Below are 17,920 nucleotides of genomic sequence, written 5' to 3'. Positions count from 1 at the left end.
TAAGTCCAAGAATACTTGGATTTGTATAAGCAACAAACCAGCATGATAATACAACAAAAGTAAGGACGATTGTCTTAATCGTTTTTTCTTCAATTACTTTTCCACGTGATTTACCGAACTTAATAATCATGTCACGCATTACTTCAAATGCTCCAATATAATGGCCAAGGAAAGATTTTGTAATAGCCACAAAAGCAATGATTGGTGCTGCAATCGTGATTACAGGTGAATTAAGCTCATTCGCAAGATATGAAAGGATTGATAAGTTTTGCTCTTTTGCCATTTTTAAATCTTCTGGAGTCAAGCTTAATGTACTACTCCAAACGAAGAACATAACTACAGCGAATGTCATAATATAACAAACTTTTTGTATTTGCGCACATTTAGCATCAGTAGCTTCTATTCCATACGTAGCTCTCTGTTTCACAACAAATGATGAAATCATAGGTGAATGATTAAATGAGAATACGATGATTGGTAGAATCAACAGTATCGTTCCAAAATATCCTGTTCCTGTTGAAGCAGTAGAAACAGCTGAAAAGCTAAGCATTGACGTATTCCACTGTGGAATTAAAGATATTGCGATAAAAAGTAGAGAAGCTATGAAAGGATACACTAGCATACTCATGATCTTTACAGTAATATCTTGACCAAAATTCAGTATAGCGATAAGACCAAGAACTAATACAAGTGATAAAATAGCCCTTGGAGGCTCTGGCATGTGCAATTGATGCACGATAAAGCTACTTGCAGTATTTGTAAGCGCAACCGAATACATTAGCACGATTGTATAAATTGAACCGAAATATACGATGTTAAAAATGATACTTGCTTTATTTCCGAAATACTCTCTAATTGTACCTGTGATCCCCTCATCAGCAGAATTAGAAGCGTATATCATTTTCGCAAGTGCCCTATGTGAGTAATACATAACTGGATATGCAAGCAATGTAATTAGTAGTAATGATAATAAACCACCTGAACCTGCATTAATCGGTAAAAAGAGCACCCCTGCTCCAATTGCAGTTCCAAATAGGCTCAATGCCCATGTAGTATCCTGCTTATGCCACTTTTTCGGATCTGCATATTGCTCATTTTTTAGTGCGATATTTTCAGCTTGAACTTCTATTTTCTTTGCAGTATTCCCGTTCATATAATAACTCCCCCTTGTATCTATTCTTGCGTCTCTCTTTATAGCTAACAAATATTCCTTTTTTCGGAAAATGAATTCCTTACAAGTTGCCCCACATTGCAAGTCCTTCATCATAATGAATCCAAATTGAAACATTCGCTAGTTAGCGTCCTAACATAAATGTTAGCGTTCACAAAAAAGTTTACTCGTAATATCCGCTCTTTATATAAAGACCGCTTAAGAGAACAATATTGAATAGACTTCATAAATACGTTGCAACATTTCTAATAACAATGTATTACTTTAATGGTTTCTCTGAATTACTTGTAACAGTAATTTTAGTTAAACCGGCCTCTCTTCATTTATGAGGCATTTCTTTCTCAATTCTATACATCACTTTAATAGCTTCGGCAGCATTTATGGTATTGATTACACAAGCCACTGAAGCACTTTACATACATTTCGCCTCTAACCACACACCTTTCTTACTAGTAATCGCATTTTTTATATTTTCTCCAGAGATAATAAAATTTCTCTCGACGCCCTCATTATAACGTGTATATTTATAAAATTAATATTTTTATATTTTCTGAAATATTAAATGGATATAATTTTACATGGATAATACTTTACAGTTAGCATGCAACCCTTGTTCCTATCACTTATAACGGAATTAATCAGCATAAAATACAGTAAAATATTGTTTATTTAAGCTACTCATTTTAAAAATATTTATATTCTTCTTTATCGAAAAATTTTATTTCAAACTAAAAAAGATATTCTAATAAATAATTAACGTGGTGAAAAAGAAATATCTTTTTAAATGTATAAACCAATTTTCAGGATATATATTATAGGCATTGCATTCATATACATTTTTAGGAAAATACATATTTTAACTTGATGGCAATGAGAGAACCGCTATTATTTCGCAAAACCTAAGCTAAACGAAAAAATAAGCTGCCCATATGGACAGCTTATTTACATCATTATTAGGATCGGGTAAACAAATCACTTCAATGTCATCTTAATTGTAGTTTTTTCAACTCTTCTTCAGGGATATTCCTATGTTTGTAATGAATTGGTTTTATTTCATTTCCTTTTAGATAATATTATTGATTATTGCACGATTCAACCGAATAATATAATACGTTAAAATCCCTCATTAACTAGCTCTTTTATCGAGTTTAATTTTGCAGAAAGCTCAATAAACCATTCTTCATCCCCTGTTAATAATGCAAGGTCTATAAGATAAAGGATTTGCTCCTTATTTATTATCTTTAATTCAGGGAGTTTGTTAACGTGTTTACTAAAGAGTAAAATCGCTTCGTTCATTGTGTACTTATCGTCACGTTTCACAATGCTAACTGTAACTACATCTTCCACTTCATCAAGTGATACAATGTAACCAACTATGAATTCACCCTCATTTGATATTCCACGAACCCAATCTCCCACTTTTAAAACATGATTATTATTTGACATCATACTTTTTCACCTTCTTATAAATATTTTTTGTAACGATAAACAATATATAAAAACTAACTTAAACTGTAAAATTTTTCATTACAGTTATTTTTTAAGAACTCACGGCTACATAATAATTAAGCCGCTTAACGTTCTTGATTAATAAGGTCAACAACTTCTTTCATTGTATAATTCTTTAAATATTCACCTAGATGTTCTTCCGCACCTAAGAAAATAGCAAAAAGAACTTTCCGCATGTTCGAACCTACAATACACTGATCATTTGATTCTGGACACTTCGGTTGCAATGCACCTTCAGAGGTTATTTGATACATATTCCAAAGATTAATTTCACTTAAATCACGGGCAAAAATAAATCCTCCACCCGTTCCCTCTTTTGATTGTATAAACTTATGTTTTTTTAACAAACTTAGCACTTTGCGAATGCGTACTGGATGAACACCTGCACTTTCTGAAATAGCATTACTTGTTGACATCCGATCTGGCTGTAAAGCTAAATAAGTTAAACTGTGAATGGCCAAAGTAAAGTCGCTGTTCATTGTTGTCCTCCTACGATAAAAAATATGATGTCTCGTTTAGTAACATACTGTAGCCATAAATATTACAGATAGGTTAGTCAAACGTTAAAATATATAAGAAGCATGCTTAGCATGAAAAATTAAATCCCTTTATATTCTATCAGAACTCCCCTATATCTCCTAACTTCATTTAGCTTTTTAAGTTGCAACTAAATTTAAACAGTCCACTGTTTCTTAACTTGTTCTTCTGCCAATTGTTTAATTTTTGTCCAAATCGTATCTTTACTCACAATAACATTTGTATGATAGTTTCTATCTTTATAATTAACTGTAACACATACTTCAATCACTTCTGTTTCCTCCTTTCAAAATATTACTTATTAATTAGCCATTTTTTGCAATTCAATATTCAAAAATGTTCGAACGCTACGCGGTAAAAATTTGCGAATTTCTTCCTCGTTAAAACCAACCTGTAATCTTTTTTCGTCCAGCATAATTGGACGACGTAACATTTGAGGATACTCAATTATTAATTTATAAAACTCATTAAGCGAAAGCGCCTCAATATTTATATTTAATTCCTGAAAAGTTTTAGATCTAGTTGAAATAATTTCAGTAGCACCATCTTCAGTTAAACGAAGAATGGATTTAAGTTCATCAACTGTAAGCGAATTTGATACGATATTTTTTTCGGTATAATCAATTTGATGTTCTTCAAGCCATGCTTTTGCTTTTCGGCATGAACTACAGCTTGCTGTCGTATATAAAATCACCATATTTTACACACTCCTTTACTTTTTAAAATTATTATATAGATTATTGAAATGTATTAAAAAAAATTACAGTTTAGAATGAAATACACGTTATATTATTTATTCGACAATATTTAATTTATCTGTTTTTTTACAAACGATGGTAACTCACTTCTAAAAACTATACTGTAATTTTAAACTTTACAGTTTGATTAATCAACTGTTAAGTCTTGGATGCATTCCATTAGCGGACCAAATCATTTTCTTTTGTACGAATGTCTCATAGTTTTACGGCTAACCACCTCTTTAAAGTACATTTTATCCCGCTATTTGAGTGCACCGCCTCAAAATTTGGCAAGAACAAAAAAGTTAGGTCGAAGTCAGGCTCCCCCTAATAACTCGATTGGTGCGATCTACTTATATTTCACTTTATTCATTTCATTTTTACATGTGCTACTATGAAATATATTTAGCATATTAAACGCTACTGCATTGAACACAGCAGCATTGTAGGAGGAAATACGCGAGCAAAAAAGCAAAGCGCGCACACTTTGCTTCTTACAAAATCCCTTTTAACTTTTTACCAATTAACTCCGCTAAATATTCATAACCTTGTCGTCCAAAATGTAAACCGTCTTTTTCATCATCTTCTACAAATCTTTTATAATGAGGCTCTTGAATCATTTCAGCATATAAATTTAGAAAATAACTTCCTGTTTCCTTTGCCACTTCCTCTACTACGTCTGCATACTGACCAAGTACTTTATTGGTTCTATTATGCTGGCGTTCTTCATCAACTGGCGCAGGACTAATAAGTAATACTTTTTCTGGTGAAATCATACTTATAATCTTCTCTAGATTGTCTTTGTATACTTGTAATGGTACTGGATCAAATAATACCGAATCATTCGTACCAAGAAAAACTGTGACAAAATCTGGTTTATGTGATAGTACATCATCTTCAACCCTATGTAACGCATCGAACGTATTATCACCCGGAACCCCCGCATTTACCACCTTCCAATTTGGAAACATCTCTTGCAAACGCGGTGTTAATCTCGGCGTTCCATCAAAAAACGTTTCATCAGCTGTAATACTATCACCGAAGCATACTAACGTTTTCATAGAGCTAATTCTCCTTTTACGTACGAAATAACTTTCCTTCTACCGCCTTAATATATCTTTCAGCAGAACGTTCCACTGCCTCATTTGCATTTTCTTTCACTACTCCGTGAAAAGCATTATATAAACGATTAAATTGTAATGGCTTCACTCGATTCGCCATTTCTTCCACTTTTCTCGCCGGTAATGGAATTAAGTTCGGATAGCTGTACATGAAACTCACCCACTGCTGATCCGCTACAACTTGAATAATATCACCTGTTAATAAAATACCTTTCCCATCATTTCCTTCTTCCCAATGTAATACAGAACCGCCGCTAAAATGTCCTCCGAGACGATGAATAGTAATTCCGTCCGCTAATTGTAAAGACTCACCAGACCAGTAAATAATACGACTACTCGGGCGTACTACCCACTCTTTATCGTCTTCATGTATATAAATTGGTACATTAAACGTTTCTGCCCATTCTACTTGCGTTGAATAATAATGAGGATGAGATAGTGCGATCGCATCTAACCCACCCCACTCTTTTATCTTCTCAATTGTCGTTTCATCTAAATAAGTAATGCAATCCCATAATAAACGATAGGAATCCGTTTTTACGACAAATGCTGTTTGACCGATCGCAAATTTCGGTTTTGTCGTAATGCTATAAAGTCTATGCTCTTCTTCTATCATTTCATTTTTATATGTATCAATCGTTCGCAAGTTTTCTAAAGTCGTCCAACACTGCCCTTTCAGATTCACATATTGTCGCTCCTCATCACAAATAACACAACTTACCGGTTCTTCCACACCCGCTGCATACTGTACGCCGCACGTTGTACAAACGAAATTTTTCATAATAATTCCCCCTATCCCTATATTTTTATTAAGCTGATTTTTGTTGATAATGATCTATTTTTTTATTTTCAATTACTAAACCTATTAGAGTTAGTAAGTAGACAACTGTAACTGACAATGGAATTACAGTAAATCCATTGTCAGCAAAAAGAATCCCGCAAACTGACGTTACGAATATGGTCCCTACTGACAGTAAACCATAACTTTTACTTTCATAAATCCATACGTACGGTACAAAATGAACACCTATTAACATCGCTACTACAAAAGGTAACCACTCTGGAAATTGAAAATAGGCAAGTAACACAAACGGAATATTTAATACATTTATCCCGCCAATTAATCCAGCTAAAGTCCCTAGCGGATTCCCCTTCGCAAACATGTCAATTTTTAATATGGCAGCTATCATTAAGCCACAAGGAAACACACAACCCATACCAATTAAATACACCCACACAACTTGCTTTTCTGAAAGAAAAACACCCGTTATACTCGCTATAACCCAAAATAAAATACCAGCTATTATAACTGGAAATCCTTTTTTCGTTCTTTGTGCTAAATCTCGTTTTGCTTCTGCTATGTTCATTTCACTATCTCCCCCAAACTATTTGTACTATAAAGCCGGCTCAATTTCGCCCATCCAATAACGCCAAGCTACTAAATAATCTTCTAAATCTTTCGGGTGGTGTCTTACACATGTATCTATACGCAAATATAATCCTATGACTATTTCTTCGTATAAATCTCGTTCTGTTTTATGAAATACACATTGTTTCATCACATAATCAATCGTTTCTTTTGTTATATCTTCTGGAGTTGAACAGAACGCGTAAATTAAATCATATAAAGGATCTCCTAAAACAGGTAACGGATCAATTACCCCATGTAACCTATTCTCTCGAAATATAAAATTATGAAATCCGAAATCACCATGTAATAAAAAGGGCTGATTTACTCCGGCATCCCTATTTGCTAGTTTTAGAACAATTCTATAATCTTCCTCACTTATGTAACGTCTTACATTTTCATAAGCTTCCATCACATTTGTCGTTAAAAATTCATTCCAAGTTTGAACCGGACTCTCTTTCCATCCCCAGCCTTCTGCCTCTGGAACCATTTTATACTTATTGATAACTTCTTTTACAAGTGTACGAAGCGTACTTCGTTTAAATCCTTGTTCGCACGAAGTATTACCTTCAAGGAAAGAATACACGAAATATGTATGTAAAGGTTCCTTATACAAAAGCTTTGAAAATAAAGTATTCCCCTCATAAAAAGAAAGAAAATTAGCTTCTTCACGTATCACTTCCGCTTCATTCAGCTTTACTACATATTTTTCGTCCAACAAATATACAGTACTTGTCGTTCCTCCGTTCAACACTTTTACGCTATTTGGATCATGTGAAATAACTTTCTCCTTAACTAGTTGTGCAGCAATTATTGAAATGTCCATTCCCTCACCCTTTAATTCCGAAGATTCCCTCAATTCAAAAGACAACTTTACTATTATTTGACAAACGGATAGGAAACCCCTTCCAAAATCTTAATATAACAAAAAATCATTTACTTTTATATTTCAAAAATAAGGAAATACTAACAACAATGTTACATACATATTAGGAGGACAATATGAAACCTGAATTTTTAAAAGCAGTACATGATGCCATTGGAAATGTCGAACACATTCATATAGAAGAAAGCGGTGCTGACAGCTTACTTATCCATCATGATGATGCACAGCAGTTACAACAAGTCGCTAAAACATTAGAAAACAACAATTTCCGCTCTGCTTTAAGAACGACTGGAGATGCTTCGTATATTGAAGTGTTGAACAGATAACGTAAAGCCCTGGCTATATGCCGGGCTTTCTTCTTTTATATTGAAACTTCAAACTCATTCACATACACCGCTGTTCCAGCAATATCTATTTGTAATCTCTTATTTTCTCCATCTTTCGTTACATATACGGTTACACGACCATCTTTATTCATTTCCTGTCCTTGTTCAACGATTAACTCCATTTCATGGTCAAAATCTTTCTCCACATACATCGCATAGTACGCTCCCATCACACCTGAAGCCGTTCCTGTCACTGGATCTTCAATCGTTCCCGCATAAGCCAATGAGAAATGGCGCCCATGCATTTGTGCCTGCTCATCATAAGTTTCTAAACAAACTGGATGAATAGAAGCGTTAGGTATTTCTTTTAATACCGATGGAAACACTTCATTGTTAGGCTTCATCTTCTCACATACATCTAGATTTTTCACCGGTACAATTACAGTCCAGTTCCCCGTACTTCCATATACAATCGGTAAACTTACATCTAAATCCTTTACGTCCAAACCAATGCTATGAGCTAATTCACCTTTTGAACCTGCAAAATCTTTAAACTGAGGTGCTGCCTGCCTCATTTTAATAAAGGCTTCTCCCTTATCATTTACATCTATTTGTATTGGTAAAATTCCTGCCTTCGTTTCAATCGTAAAATTTGTTTTCTCTTCTAATAAACCTCTTTCACGCAAGGCAAATATTGTCCCAACTGTCCCATGACCACATACATCCATTTCAAAACGAGGTGTAAAATAGCGCATTCTTATATCTGCTACTTCTGAAGAAAGAACGAAAGACGTTTCGTTAAATCCAACTTTTTCAGCAATATGCTGCATCTCCTCTTCCGTTAATCCATCTGCCTCTAATACAACACCTGCTGGATTACCCATATTTGGTCTATTCGTAAATGCGTCGTAATGAAATACGTTTATGTTCTTCATTTTCTTTTCTCCTAACCTTCTTTAAAAATTTTATAATAAAGCTCTATCTCCGTTTTCACCGAACAATTATTTCTCCAAAATATCTTCTGCATCTTTTCATTTGAAGTATGTGTGCTTCCGATGTAATAAGTAGCACCCATTTCCTTTAACATATGTAACGATTGAAGATGCAGTTGGGAAGAGATTCCTTTCCCACGATAATGAGGCATTACCCCAAAGTAAAATAATCGTCCTTCATTTTCCGTTCCAGACTCTATATGCGGTATGGACAAACCAATTGGATCATTTTCATTATAAAAAACAATGCATGACTTTTCCCAACCTTTACCTATCTCCGTTTGCACTGAATAAAAATGCTCATCAATATTTAAAATTGAAGTTTGATTTCCTGAATCCGCCATACATTGCTCCCAAATGCATTTAAATTCTTTTTCCGATAACGTCTCTTCTATTGAACCGTATGTAAATCGTTTGTTAAGCGCCTCTACATTGTCTAACCCTCTACACACTTCTATCTTTGCTGCATGTAAAGAAAAATCCGCATCAAGTAACACCCTCGCACTTGAGTTATAACTACTAAACCTTTTGTTTAATACAATACTCGCTCTTTTTAACTCCCAGTTAAAACAAATTTCTTCAAATCTACTTATCTTCTCTTTATAAGTTTGTACGTTATAAAAAATATCTTCTTCTATCTCTTCAATCGTTACTGCATTTGGTAAACCATTTAATACTTTTTTTGAAGGACCAAATAAACTTTGAACAACTGTAAGATCGTACTTCACCACTTCAATTCCCCTACACCCGGCTCAATAAACTTCCCTGAAACATCCTCATTTGAATCGATTACCCAATCAAATATATTTTGCGCTCCTTCAGCCGGAGTCATATTCGCATCAAAGGCACCAATGTCAGTCTTTAATTTCCCAGGATGAATTGCCGTTACACGAATTCCTTTATTCTCAAACTCTTGTTGTAAGCAGAGTGTTAACATATTTTGTGCAGCTTTAGCAATTCGATAGGAATATGAGAACTGACCTTGCGGAAATTCTTTGTTCGCCATTTTATGTAATGATCCTAATCGAGAGGACACATTTATTATTCTCGGATGATCCGATTTAGCTAAAGCCACATAGGTACCTTTTACAGCTCGAATTACACCTAAGCAATGAATATTAAATAAGTCTGTTAACTCTTCTGAATTCGTATGTAAAATCTCAGTCTCCTTTCCAGTAATTCCAGCGTTATTTATAACTAGATCAATATGCTCCGTATATTCCTTAAGCTGGTTCTTAATTCGCTCCGTACTCTCATCAATCGATAAGTCTGCCATTATAGGAAAACATCTACAACTAAACATTTGCTTCAATTGCGTAACCGCAACCTCAGTTCTAACTAACGGATAAACGATATGCCCATGTTCATGAAATACTTTTACTAACTGTAACCCTAATCCACGATTTCCACCTGTAATTAGAACTCTCATTTTTCCATCTCCTTATTTTTAAAATAAATAAGAAAATCCATCCACTTACCATTCTCTAAAGAAAACGCCTCTCTCTTGCATTCAAAAGAAAAACCTGCTCGTTCCGCAAGACGAATGGATGGCTCATTATCAACATGTATATGTAATTCAATTCTATGAAAATGAAGACTATTAAAAAATAACGATAACGCAGCTTTCACACTTTCCATGCCATATCCATTTTTCCAGTATTGATTATGTATGGAATAGCCCATCATCGCCCATTGATAGTCCATACGTAAAATTTTTATTAGCTCTAGCTTTCCAATATTAGCCCCATCTTCTTTACGAAAAATACCTAATACATACATCTCATCTCGATGCGCTGCTTCATCAAAACCTCTTATCCATTCCGTGAACCATTCTTTTGTTGAAGACGACATATCATGATAGCCATCATCGTATTTATACTGAGCTGGTAACCGCATTCGAAATCCATCTAACCAACTTTCATAATCATTTTTTTGGAACTGACGAATCATAAGTCTCTCTGTCTCTACTTGTAATAGCGGCAGCTTCATTTATATCTCTTCCTTTAATTAATGATTGAATATTCTTTATTATCTTACAAGAAATACAAAATCTAGTAAATTATTATGTTCTTTACAAGTAAAAATCCAGTCATGCTCACTGCATAACTGGATTTCTCATCATCTAATAACTTTTTATTTTACAAGTACATCTTCCCTTAATTCCCTCTTCAACACTTTCCCTAAAGCATTTTTCGGTAATTTTTCCATAAATACAACTTCGGGTATTTTATAACTTGCTAATTTCCCTTTACAATGCTGTATAATTTCTTCTTCCGTTAAAGACGTTTGCATGTCTTTTACAATGTACGCTGTCGGAATCTCTCCCCAAAAGTCATCTGAAACCCCAACTACTGCAACTTCTAAAACACCATGTATTTCATGAATAACATCTTCTACTTGATCTGGATATACGTTGTCACCACCGCGTATGATAACGTCTTTATATCTTCCCATAATATGCAGGAATCCGTCATCATCTATCATGCCAGCATCGCCCATGTTAAACCAACTATCTTTTACTACCTTCTTTGTCGCCTTTTCATTATTCCAATACCCTTTAAACATGTATGGACTTCTTACATGAATCTCTCCAATTTCATTTGTTGTTAGTTCATCACCTGTTTCTGGATGAACAATTTTCAGCTCTACATGTTTCAGTGTTTTCCCTACAGAAGACATCTTTTCTTTTCCCATCATTGGATGCCATGAAGTTACAACCCAACCTTCTGTACTCCCATATCCTTGCACCATATATATTCCTTTTTCCATATATTTTTGAATGAGGGTTTCTGGCACTTTTGTACCACCACTTTGCGCTACTTTAAAAGTTGAAATGTTTCGTTCCTTTTTATTTAGCTCATCCAGCATGTAGCTATAAACAGCTGGGAACGCAAGCATCGTCGTAATTTTCTCTTCTTCAATCTTATCCCAAATTAGAGTAGGATTCGAATCAGCTAAGAAAATCATCGTAACACCATGATAAATACAATTTAAAATAGAAAGCACGCCACTCATATGAAATAATGGATGCACGGATAAAAAGCGTTCACCTGCAGGAAATTCTCTTTGCCCCGCAATTTTAGTAAAATAATGATGTAAGTTTTTATGTCCAATTACACATGCTTTTGCCTGTCCAGTCGTTCCTGAAGTAAATAAGTAAATCGCATCATCATCTTCATGAACTTCTACGTTCGGCTCTGTACTTGGCTGTTCTTGTAATGTTAATTCAAACGAACCAAAACCTTCTTCTGTCGTTTTCATTACATAAGGAATTTCTTTAACAGCATCAATCTTTAATAAAACTTCACTAAATTCTTCATCAATAACTAACACTTTTAATTTCGCTTCTTTTACAATCGTTTCTAGTTCATAAACAGTAAGCTGATGATTTAGCGGAATACATACCGCTCCAATTTTTAAACTTGCCATCATAACGCTTGGAAACAGGTGATTATTTTTGCATAGTATTCCTATACGATCGCCTCTTTGCACACCATTATGTAACAAATAATGTGCAAGCTGATTTACTCGTTCATTATACTGCTGAAACGAATACCGTTTCTCTCCGCCTACAAGCGCTTCCAAATTTGGTGATTGCATTGCTCTTTTTTGTAATAATTTTTGCATCGTTCTCAAGTAAAACTCCCCTTTATATATGTTAGGTTTTTTATTTTACCAGATTAACTATTAATTTACTAAAGATTACACTTAGTGAATATAAATTCACTAAAAATAGCCATCTACTTAACAAGTAAATGGCTATTGCCTCTTATATATTAGAATACTCCTTATTCATCACATAGCGCACATACTCCGGTGCACTTTTATCAATCTCTTCATCACTTAATTTATATTCGGCACCATATAAATAAAATGAAGGTATAAATTTCATATCTGTATATAAGCAAGTAGCTTGAAATGGTTTCGTTAACTCATCCATTGTAATTCCGCTATTTTCATAGTCTTTTTCTAATCCACCTATAGAAATAGCTACACCAAACTCTTTTCCCTTCACTTTATCCCCTTTTGATCCGTACGCAAATCCATATGTTAATACATCGTCAAACCATTTTTTCAATAATGGTGGTGAGCTGTACCAGTAGAGTGGAAATTGAAATATATATCGGTCGTGTTCTACTAACAACTTTTGTTCCTCTTCCACATTAAACTCCCAATTCGGTGCCACTTTATACAATTCATGCACCGTAATTTCATCCGAATATTTCTCAATTTCTTCAATCCATCTTTTATTAATTTTTGATTTTTCAATATCAGGATGTGCTACAATTACAAGTGTTTTCATCATCTTCCATCCCCTTTATAAATTAATCAACCCTTTACGTATTAGTATGAATGAGTCACATATAATTGAAAAGTACGTACTTTAAAGTGCTATAGGAACCTTAAAGTACCTGTGGAGGTGTTATATGAATCAAAATGAAGACTGCCCAATTGCAACGACACTCGATGTAATCGGCGGAAAATGGAAAGTTCATATTTTATGTGTTTTGATGGATGGAAAAATGCGAACAAATGAAATCCGAAGAGAAATCTCAAACATTACGCAAAAAGTTCTGACTCAACAACTTCGGCAACTTGAAGCTGATGGGATTATCCATCGTACTGTATATCAAGAAGTACCACCAAAGGTTGAGTACACAATAAGCGAATACGGGAAATCTTTAATGCAAATTATGGATGAACTATGTGAATGGGGAAAAGATCATCAAATGAAAAGATTACATGACTAACAGAACATTACCATCTTTATTAAATCTGATACATTCATATTAGTAGTTCAATATTTCTATTGAAATTTTATATTAGAGGTACTCCAACAACTCGTAATTTAGAACCTCAAATCTTTCAAAAGTAAAAAACAATAACATTCATCTATAAATACTCTTTATAACAAAAGTATCCTATACTTTTTACCTTATATTTAACTCGGACACTTTTTATTAATTGAACCGCATCCTAGTTGTTAGACATACAGTCGACAATTTGAGATGTGGTTTTATTATGACTAGAAAAATACGGGTTATCTCATAGTCATAGTCATAGTAAAACATCATCACTGCATTTAACACTATATATATATTGATCACCGCTAATCCTTTAAAATATCCCCTTATGAATGTATCCTTTTGCGAATTATAGCAATAACAAATATAAATTACCGGTATAATAATCTGAAGTGGAATATGCACAAATATCAGGACTTTCTACAATCCTAGTTCTACATGCTCCATATAATTAACAGCAATCATAAGTGATAGATGGACTACAATTGTGTCCTGTTTTCGGAATTCACTTCATATAAAGGAACATCTTGAATAATGATTATTTTAATACCACTCTTTTCTTAACTGTCGCTCTAGTAACTGGTCGATGGGGTTTCTTTTTTGGGAGCTTAATGGCTAGTTTTATTAGTCGGATAACAGCTCTCATCAACTTTAAAAATTATGACTGCAGACAAAATACTTTGCAAAGAGTGCCTGTACAAGACGTTTTTTTACATAGACTTACCAAATAGCGTTTTTATTAAAAAACTTCTCACATTTAAATTGGACAAGCATATTTTATTGTATGGGGACTCCCTACTCATAGAAAACTACCTTTCTATTCTAAGAGCACGCATATTTGTGTGCTCTTACATTATTTACAATAAAATAAAGAGTTTATTAATTTTCTTAATTCACTATCGGAAAAGTACCCATAATAATATCTTTATATTTATCTATTGTTTTTTGATTTTTATAAAACTATATTATTTTGGAGTTGGTTAATACGTTACAAAAAACTGGCCGTGTAATCATTATGGTCCCTCCATTTTCACAAGTGTTTGTTACATTTTACTCATCATCAGGAGAACTTCTTTCATCACAAGTCTTATCTAATACCTCTCCACATCCTGTATCAATGTATGCACTTAATGAAATTGAAAGCGAATTATTTGAAGTCGAGTTAAAACCACTACTACTTCATTAAAACTACGAATAGCGGAAAGACCTTTACAACTCCCACATGGAACTACAACAGTAGCATTTTTAGCAAAAATAGCACAAGCAGAAGAAGCTGCAGCTTTTAATGCAAACGCCATTACATATCAATGCTACCCAATGGCTACTGCTGTAGACACGCTATATAGCTTTAACTACACACTTACTATGTAGACTTCTCCTAGGAACTTCATTTTAGTTTCTAAGGAAACTAAAATGAAGTATACTTATATATGTACAATAGATAGCATTTATAAATCTATTTACAATTTTTCACATTAGCTCTTAAACAATTAAATAAATGGAGGGCATGATATGGACAATTATTATGATGTAGCGGTAGTTGGTGGTGGTCCAGTTGGACTTATGGCAGCATGTGAATTAGCTATCCAAGGCGTAAAAGTTGTTGTTTTAGAGAGAAGATTAGACAGGGTACGAAATTCTAGAGCACTCACACTACACCCCCGCTCCTTAGAATTGATGGCTATGAGAGGTATTGCAGATAGATTTTTAGCTAGAGGAAAGAAATTAAATACAAGTCATTTTGCTGCCTTAGATACAAGATTAAACTTTAAAAATTTAAATACTGATTTTCCATATACACTTTTTATTCCCCAATCTATTACAGAAGAAATATTAGAAGAACATGCATTAGAATTAGGTGTAGTCATTAAACGCGGGCATACTCTGAAAGACTTAAAACAATATGAAACATTCGTACAACTAAAAATAGAACAAAGAGAAACAATATATAAAATAGAAGTTCCATATGTAATAGGAGCTGATGGAGCAAGAAGTATAGTTCGTGAATTATCAAATATACCGTTTAATGGAACAAACACAACAACTACTGCTATATTAGGTGATGTTATTTTAGAAGATATACCAGATACTCCATTTTTATCTACTTCTAATATAAATGGGATATTAATGATGGTACCTATTAAACCTGATGTATTTCGTTTTGCAATTGTTGATCCTAAAAATCAGACAATACCTGTTCATGTTGCTGTTACAAAAAAAGAGTTTATAGATAGTATTTATAGTATTACAGGTGAACATCTTCAAATTAAGAGCACAATATGGCTTTCTCGTTTTGGTAATGCAACCAAACTAGCAAATACTTATCAACATAAGCGTGTATTCTTAGCAGGGGATGCAGCACATATTCATTTCCCTGCTGGAGGACAAGGTTTAAATGTAGGTCTACAAGATGCTTTTAATATAGGCTGGAAATTAGGACTCGCAATAAAACAAAAAAAATATGAAAGCCTATTAGAAAGTTATCATATTGAAAGACATGCTGTGGGAAAACAATTTTTCAAGGAAGTACAAGCGCAAGAACAATTAATGATAAACTTTTCAAACGCAGGAATGGAATTAAGGGATTTATTTTCGCACCTACTTACATACCCCGAGATAAATCACGATTTATCTGAAAGAGTAAGTGGCTTAGGGATAATGTATTCGTCGATGCACGATACAGAAAGGCATCCATTGATAGGAAAAAGATGTACAAATCTCACTATTTCTTCTCTAAATAAGAAAAGTTATAGACTCTTTGAATTAATGCAGGATGGTAAATTTATCTTATTAATACACCCTTCTTATATAGATAAGATAAATAAAATAAATATTGATTCACACATAAAGGTGATAGTAGGAGAAATACAAGATCCCAAGTTAAAAAATATAGATACCGTTTTGATTCGACCGGATGGTCACATAGCCGACATTGAGTATAACAAGGTAGATAATTGCGAATAGTCCAGAAAAATGATTATCAATTGTATTAGTGATATAAGATAAATTCACTTTTATAAAACGAAGAGAATCCTATTTATTTAGGACTCTCTTCGTTTTGCCCATCTCACTATTTATAAAAACATATCTACAGGGGAAGAAACACTACATTTACAGTTAACTATAAAATCCCGTTCCAAAGGACTACCCAAAACTCCCCACCTATATACTCTCATGATCATAAATATTTGTCTCTATTTCATATAAAGTATTATAAGCATCCATAAAGATAAAGCACCAAGGATAGCAAGCACTATACGAGTAGATAGTACCCTTACTTCGAAATCGGTTTTCTTGGATGGTTCAGGATATGCAATTACATAAATCCCTTTTAATAGTGCGAGCCATGCAATCAGTGTAATGAGTCCCTGCCAATTAAGTGTCCAAACATTATGCAGGATAACAGTATCTAATCCTAGGAAAATTGATAGAAAGCCATACATAATTCCAAATCCTCTGTCTTCTACCACTAATTTTTTCAGTTCACGTAGTACAGATGGTCGCACAAAAAGTATTCCTGTGATGATAACCGTTACCCATCCCCAAAAAAACCTAAAAAAAGGCTTACCTCCATTGTTATTCCACTCCTTTCAATTACATTTATATTTCAGTTATTTTCCCTTTAGTATTAGATCTATAGATGAAAAAACTAAAAATGTAACTTTGGAGTAAAGTCGTACTCTTTATAAAATATTTCATGTGTACATAAATAATCCTTCACCTTACTAATTTTTAATAAAATAATATTAAATTTAACAAGGTGAAGATCATACAATATTATTAAATAAATAAAATAAGCTAATTAAGAAGTATAACAAATTAATAACCAGTCTACATACAACTTATGTTAGTAAGAAAATCACATACACTTATACATATTACTTTTGTATAAAATCTTAAAAATTGTAGTCATAAACTTACTTTAGCATCCTCTTCTTAATGTCTAGACAATCAGTATTTAAACTAAACATGCTAGTATTGATTTTGTGCGATTGTCAGTTACCTCATAATAAATTTCTAACCCTTTCCGAGTACCTGTAACGACTTTCGTAGCTTTTAGTTTAGATAAATGTTGACTAATTGTACTTTGAGGCATTTGTAACATTTCATACATTGTCGTTACGTTAATAGGACCATTTGCAAGCATTATTTTTACTAATGATAAACGGACAGGATGTGCTAATACCTTCAATATTTCAGTGATTTCTTCATACATTTCTTTCATGTTTTTTCTCCCCTTTTATATACATATTTATGTTATCCATATATATAATTCGAAGGCATATACGATTTTATGTCCGTCATTTTAAAAAAAAATAAAAAACTTTAGTCCGAAACTAAAGGTGTATCTTAGCAGAGTGTCTCACTATCAGTAATCATTAGAAATTTCGTTATAGAAGCGAAAGCTTTATATTACATATAACTTAC

20 protein-coding genes and 2 pseudogenes are annotated in these 17,920 nt (G+C 33.4%); 3 read left to right on the top strand and 19 right to left on the bottom strand.

The annotated features are described in order from the left end of the window. The 10 genes and pseudogenes from DN393_RS17645 to DN393_RS17605 all read right to left on the bottom strand — a co-directional run. Positions 1–1,153: aromatic amino acid transport family protein (locus tag DN393_RS17645; RefSeq protein ID WP_149173736.1), on the bottom strand; the 1,153-nt coding region annotated here is incomplete at its 3' end. Positions 1,154–2,154: 1,001 nt separating this feature from the next. Beyond that, positions 2,155–2,244: pseudogene (locus DN393_RS32610) on the bottom strand (DUF3888 domain-containing protein); the annotation flags it as partial. A gap of 40 nt (positions 2,245–2,284) precedes the next feature. Then, positions 2,285–2,620 carry an IDEAL domain-containing protein gene (locus DN393_RS17640; RefSeq protein ID WP_098102708.1) on the bottom strand — a complete coding sequence of 112 codons (336 nt, stop codon included), beginning with the start codon at positions 2,618–2,620 and terminating at the stop codon, positions 2,285–2,287. 125 nt (positions 2,621–2,745) lie between these two features. Next, positions 2,746–3,159, bottom strand: coding sequence for an Rrf2-family transcriptional regulator SaiR (saiR, locus tag DN393_RS17635; protein WP_001083471.1), 414 nt, complete (start codon positions 3,157–3,159; stop codon positions 2,746–2,748). A 194-nt stretch (positions 3,160–3,353) separates the two neighbouring features. Continuing rightward, complete coding sequence (locus tag DN393_RS17630; protein ID WP_000573513.1) at positions 3,354–3,488, bottom strand: BA3454 family stress response protein; 135 nt, start codon at positions 3,486–3,488, stop codon at positions 3,354–3,356. A gap of 30 nt (positions 3,489–3,518) precedes the next feature. Further along, entirely contained in the window at positions 3,519–3,914 is a 396-nt protein-coding gene (gene spxA, locus DN393_RS17625) for a transcriptional regulator SpxA (protein WP_000236196.1), read from the bottom strand. Positions 3,915–4,448: 534 nt separating this feature from the next. Then, complete coding sequence (locus DN393_RS17620) at positions 4,449–5,015, bottom strand: SGNH/GDSL hydrolase family protein (RefSeq protein ID WP_064475893.1); 567 nt, start codon at positions 5,013–5,015, stop codon at positions 4,449–4,451. 16 nt (positions 5,016–5,031) lie between these two features. After that, entirely contained in the window at positions 5,032–5,856 is an 825-nt protein-coding gene (locus tag DN393_RS17615; RefSeq protein WP_064475894.1) for an MBL fold metallo-hydrolase, read from the bottom strand. A 28-nt stretch (positions 5,857–5,884) separates the two neighbouring features. Continuing rightward, complete coding sequence (locus tag DN393_RS17610; protein ID WP_064475895.1) at positions 5,885–6,442, bottom strand: DUF7010 family protein; 558 nt, start codon at positions 6,440–6,442, stop codon at positions 5,885–5,887. Between the two features lie 27 nt (positions 6,443–6,469). Next, positions 6,470–7,309, bottom strand: a complete 840-nt coding sequence (locus DN393_RS17605; RefSeq protein ID WP_064475896.1) for a phosphotransferase family protein — start codon at positions 7,307–7,309, stop codon at positions 6,470–6,472. A gap of 176 nt (positions 7,310–7,485) precedes the next feature. Here DN393_RS17605 and DN393_RS17600 point away from each other — a divergent pair, with 176 nt between their 5' ends. Further along, positions 7,486–7,695: a hypothetical protein gene (locus DN393_RS17600; protein WP_000801653.1), complete on the top strand. Its 210-nt coding sequence runs from the start codon at positions 7,486–7,488 to the stop codon at positions 7,693–7,695. A gap of 35 nt (positions 7,696–7,730) precedes the next feature. Here DN393_RS17600 and DN393_RS17595 read toward each other — a convergent pair whose 3' ends face one another. From DN393_RS17595 to DN393_RS17570, 6 genes are all read right to left on the bottom strand, one after another. Continuing rightward, positions 7,731–8,630, bottom strand: coding sequence for a PhzF family phenazine biosynthesis isomerase (locus tag DN393_RS17595; protein WP_064475897.1), 900 nt, complete (start codon positions 8,628–8,630; stop codon positions 7,731–7,733). Between the two features lie 11 nt (positions 8,631–8,641). After that, entirely contained in the window at positions 8,642–9,418 is a 777-nt protein-coding gene (locus tag DN393_RS17590; protein WP_098102711.1) for a GNAT family N-acetyltransferase, read from the bottom strand. Then, a complete protein-coding gene (locus DN393_RS17585) occupies positions 9,412–10,116 on the bottom strand; it encodes an SDR family NAD(P)-dependent oxidoreductase (protein ID WP_064475899.1) in 705 nt (234 codons plus the stop codon). Before DN393_RS17585 ends, DN393_RS17590 begins: the two co-directional genes overlap by 7 nt. Beyond that, positions 10,113–10,676, bottom strand: coding sequence for a GNAT family N-acetyltransferase (locus DN393_RS17580; protein WP_064475900.1), 564 nt, complete (start codon positions 10,674–10,676; stop codon positions 10,113–10,115). Before DN393_RS17580 ends, DN393_RS17585 begins: the two co-directional genes overlap by 4 nt. 144 nt (positions 10,677–10,820) lie before the next feature. After that, a complete protein-coding gene (locus DN393_RS17575; protein ID WP_149173735.1) occupies positions 10,821–12,323 on the bottom strand; it encodes a class I adenylate-forming enzyme family protein in 1,503 nt (500 codons plus the stop codon). Between the two features lie 133 nt (positions 12,324–12,456). After that, on the bottom strand, positions 12,457–12,990 hold the full coding sequence (locus DN393_RS17570) for an NAD(P)H-dependent oxidoreductase (protein WP_064475984.1): 534 nt from the start codon (positions 12,988–12,990) through the stop codon (positions 12,457–12,459). Between the two features lie 124 nt (positions 12,991–13,114). Between DN393_RS17570 and DN393_RS17565 the strand changes: the two genes are divergently transcribed. After that, positions 13,115–13,438 carry a winged helix-turn-helix transcriptional regulator gene (locus DN393_RS17565; protein WP_064475902.1) on the top strand — a complete coding sequence of 108 codons (324 nt, stop codon included), beginning with the start codon at positions 13,115–13,117 and terminating at the stop codon, positions 13,436–13,438. 1,181 nt (positions 13,439–14,619) lie between these two features. On the opposite strand, the gene DN393_RS31615 is transcribed toward DN393_RS17565, so the two are convergent. Beyond that, positions 14,620–14,790: a hypothetical protein gene (locus DN393_RS31615; protein ID WP_179876817.1), complete on the bottom strand. Its 171-nt coding sequence runs from the start codon at positions 14,788–14,790 to the stop codon at positions 14,620–14,622. Positions 14,791–15,004: 214 nt separating this feature from the next. Between DN393_RS31615 and DN393_RS17555 the strand changes: the two genes are divergently transcribed. Continuing rightward, positions 15,005–16,456 carry an FAD-dependent oxidoreductase gene (locus tag DN393_RS17555; RefSeq protein ID WP_064475903.1) on the top strand — a complete coding sequence of 484 codons (1,452 nt, stop codon included), beginning with the start codon at positions 15,005–15,007 and terminating at the stop codon, positions 16,454–16,456. Between the two features lie 230 nt (positions 16,457–16,686). Here the strand turns inward: DN393_RS17555 and DN393_RS17550 are convergent. Both DN393_RS17550 and DN393_RS17545 read right to left on the bottom strand, forming a co-directional pair. Continuing rightward, a pseudogene (locus DN393_RS17550) lies at positions 16,687–17,066 on the bottom strand (hypothetical protein). Between the two features lie 384 nt (positions 17,067–17,450). After that, complete coding sequence (locus DN393_RS17545) at positions 17,451–17,717, bottom strand: ArsR/SmtB family transcription factor (RefSeq protein WP_064475904.1); 267 nt, start codon at positions 17,715–17,717, stop codon at positions 17,451–17,453. Positions 17,718–17,920: the final 203 nt, after the last annotated feature.

This window comes from Bacillus sp. BPN334 (assembly GCF_008368885.1).
GTDB lineage: Bacteria > Bacillota > Bacilli > Bacillales > Bacillaceae_G > Bacillus_A > Bacillus_A wiedmannii.
The sequence above is the reverse complement of the archived record's forward strand: the minus strand, read 5'-3'. Positions and strand labels throughout refer to the sequence as shown.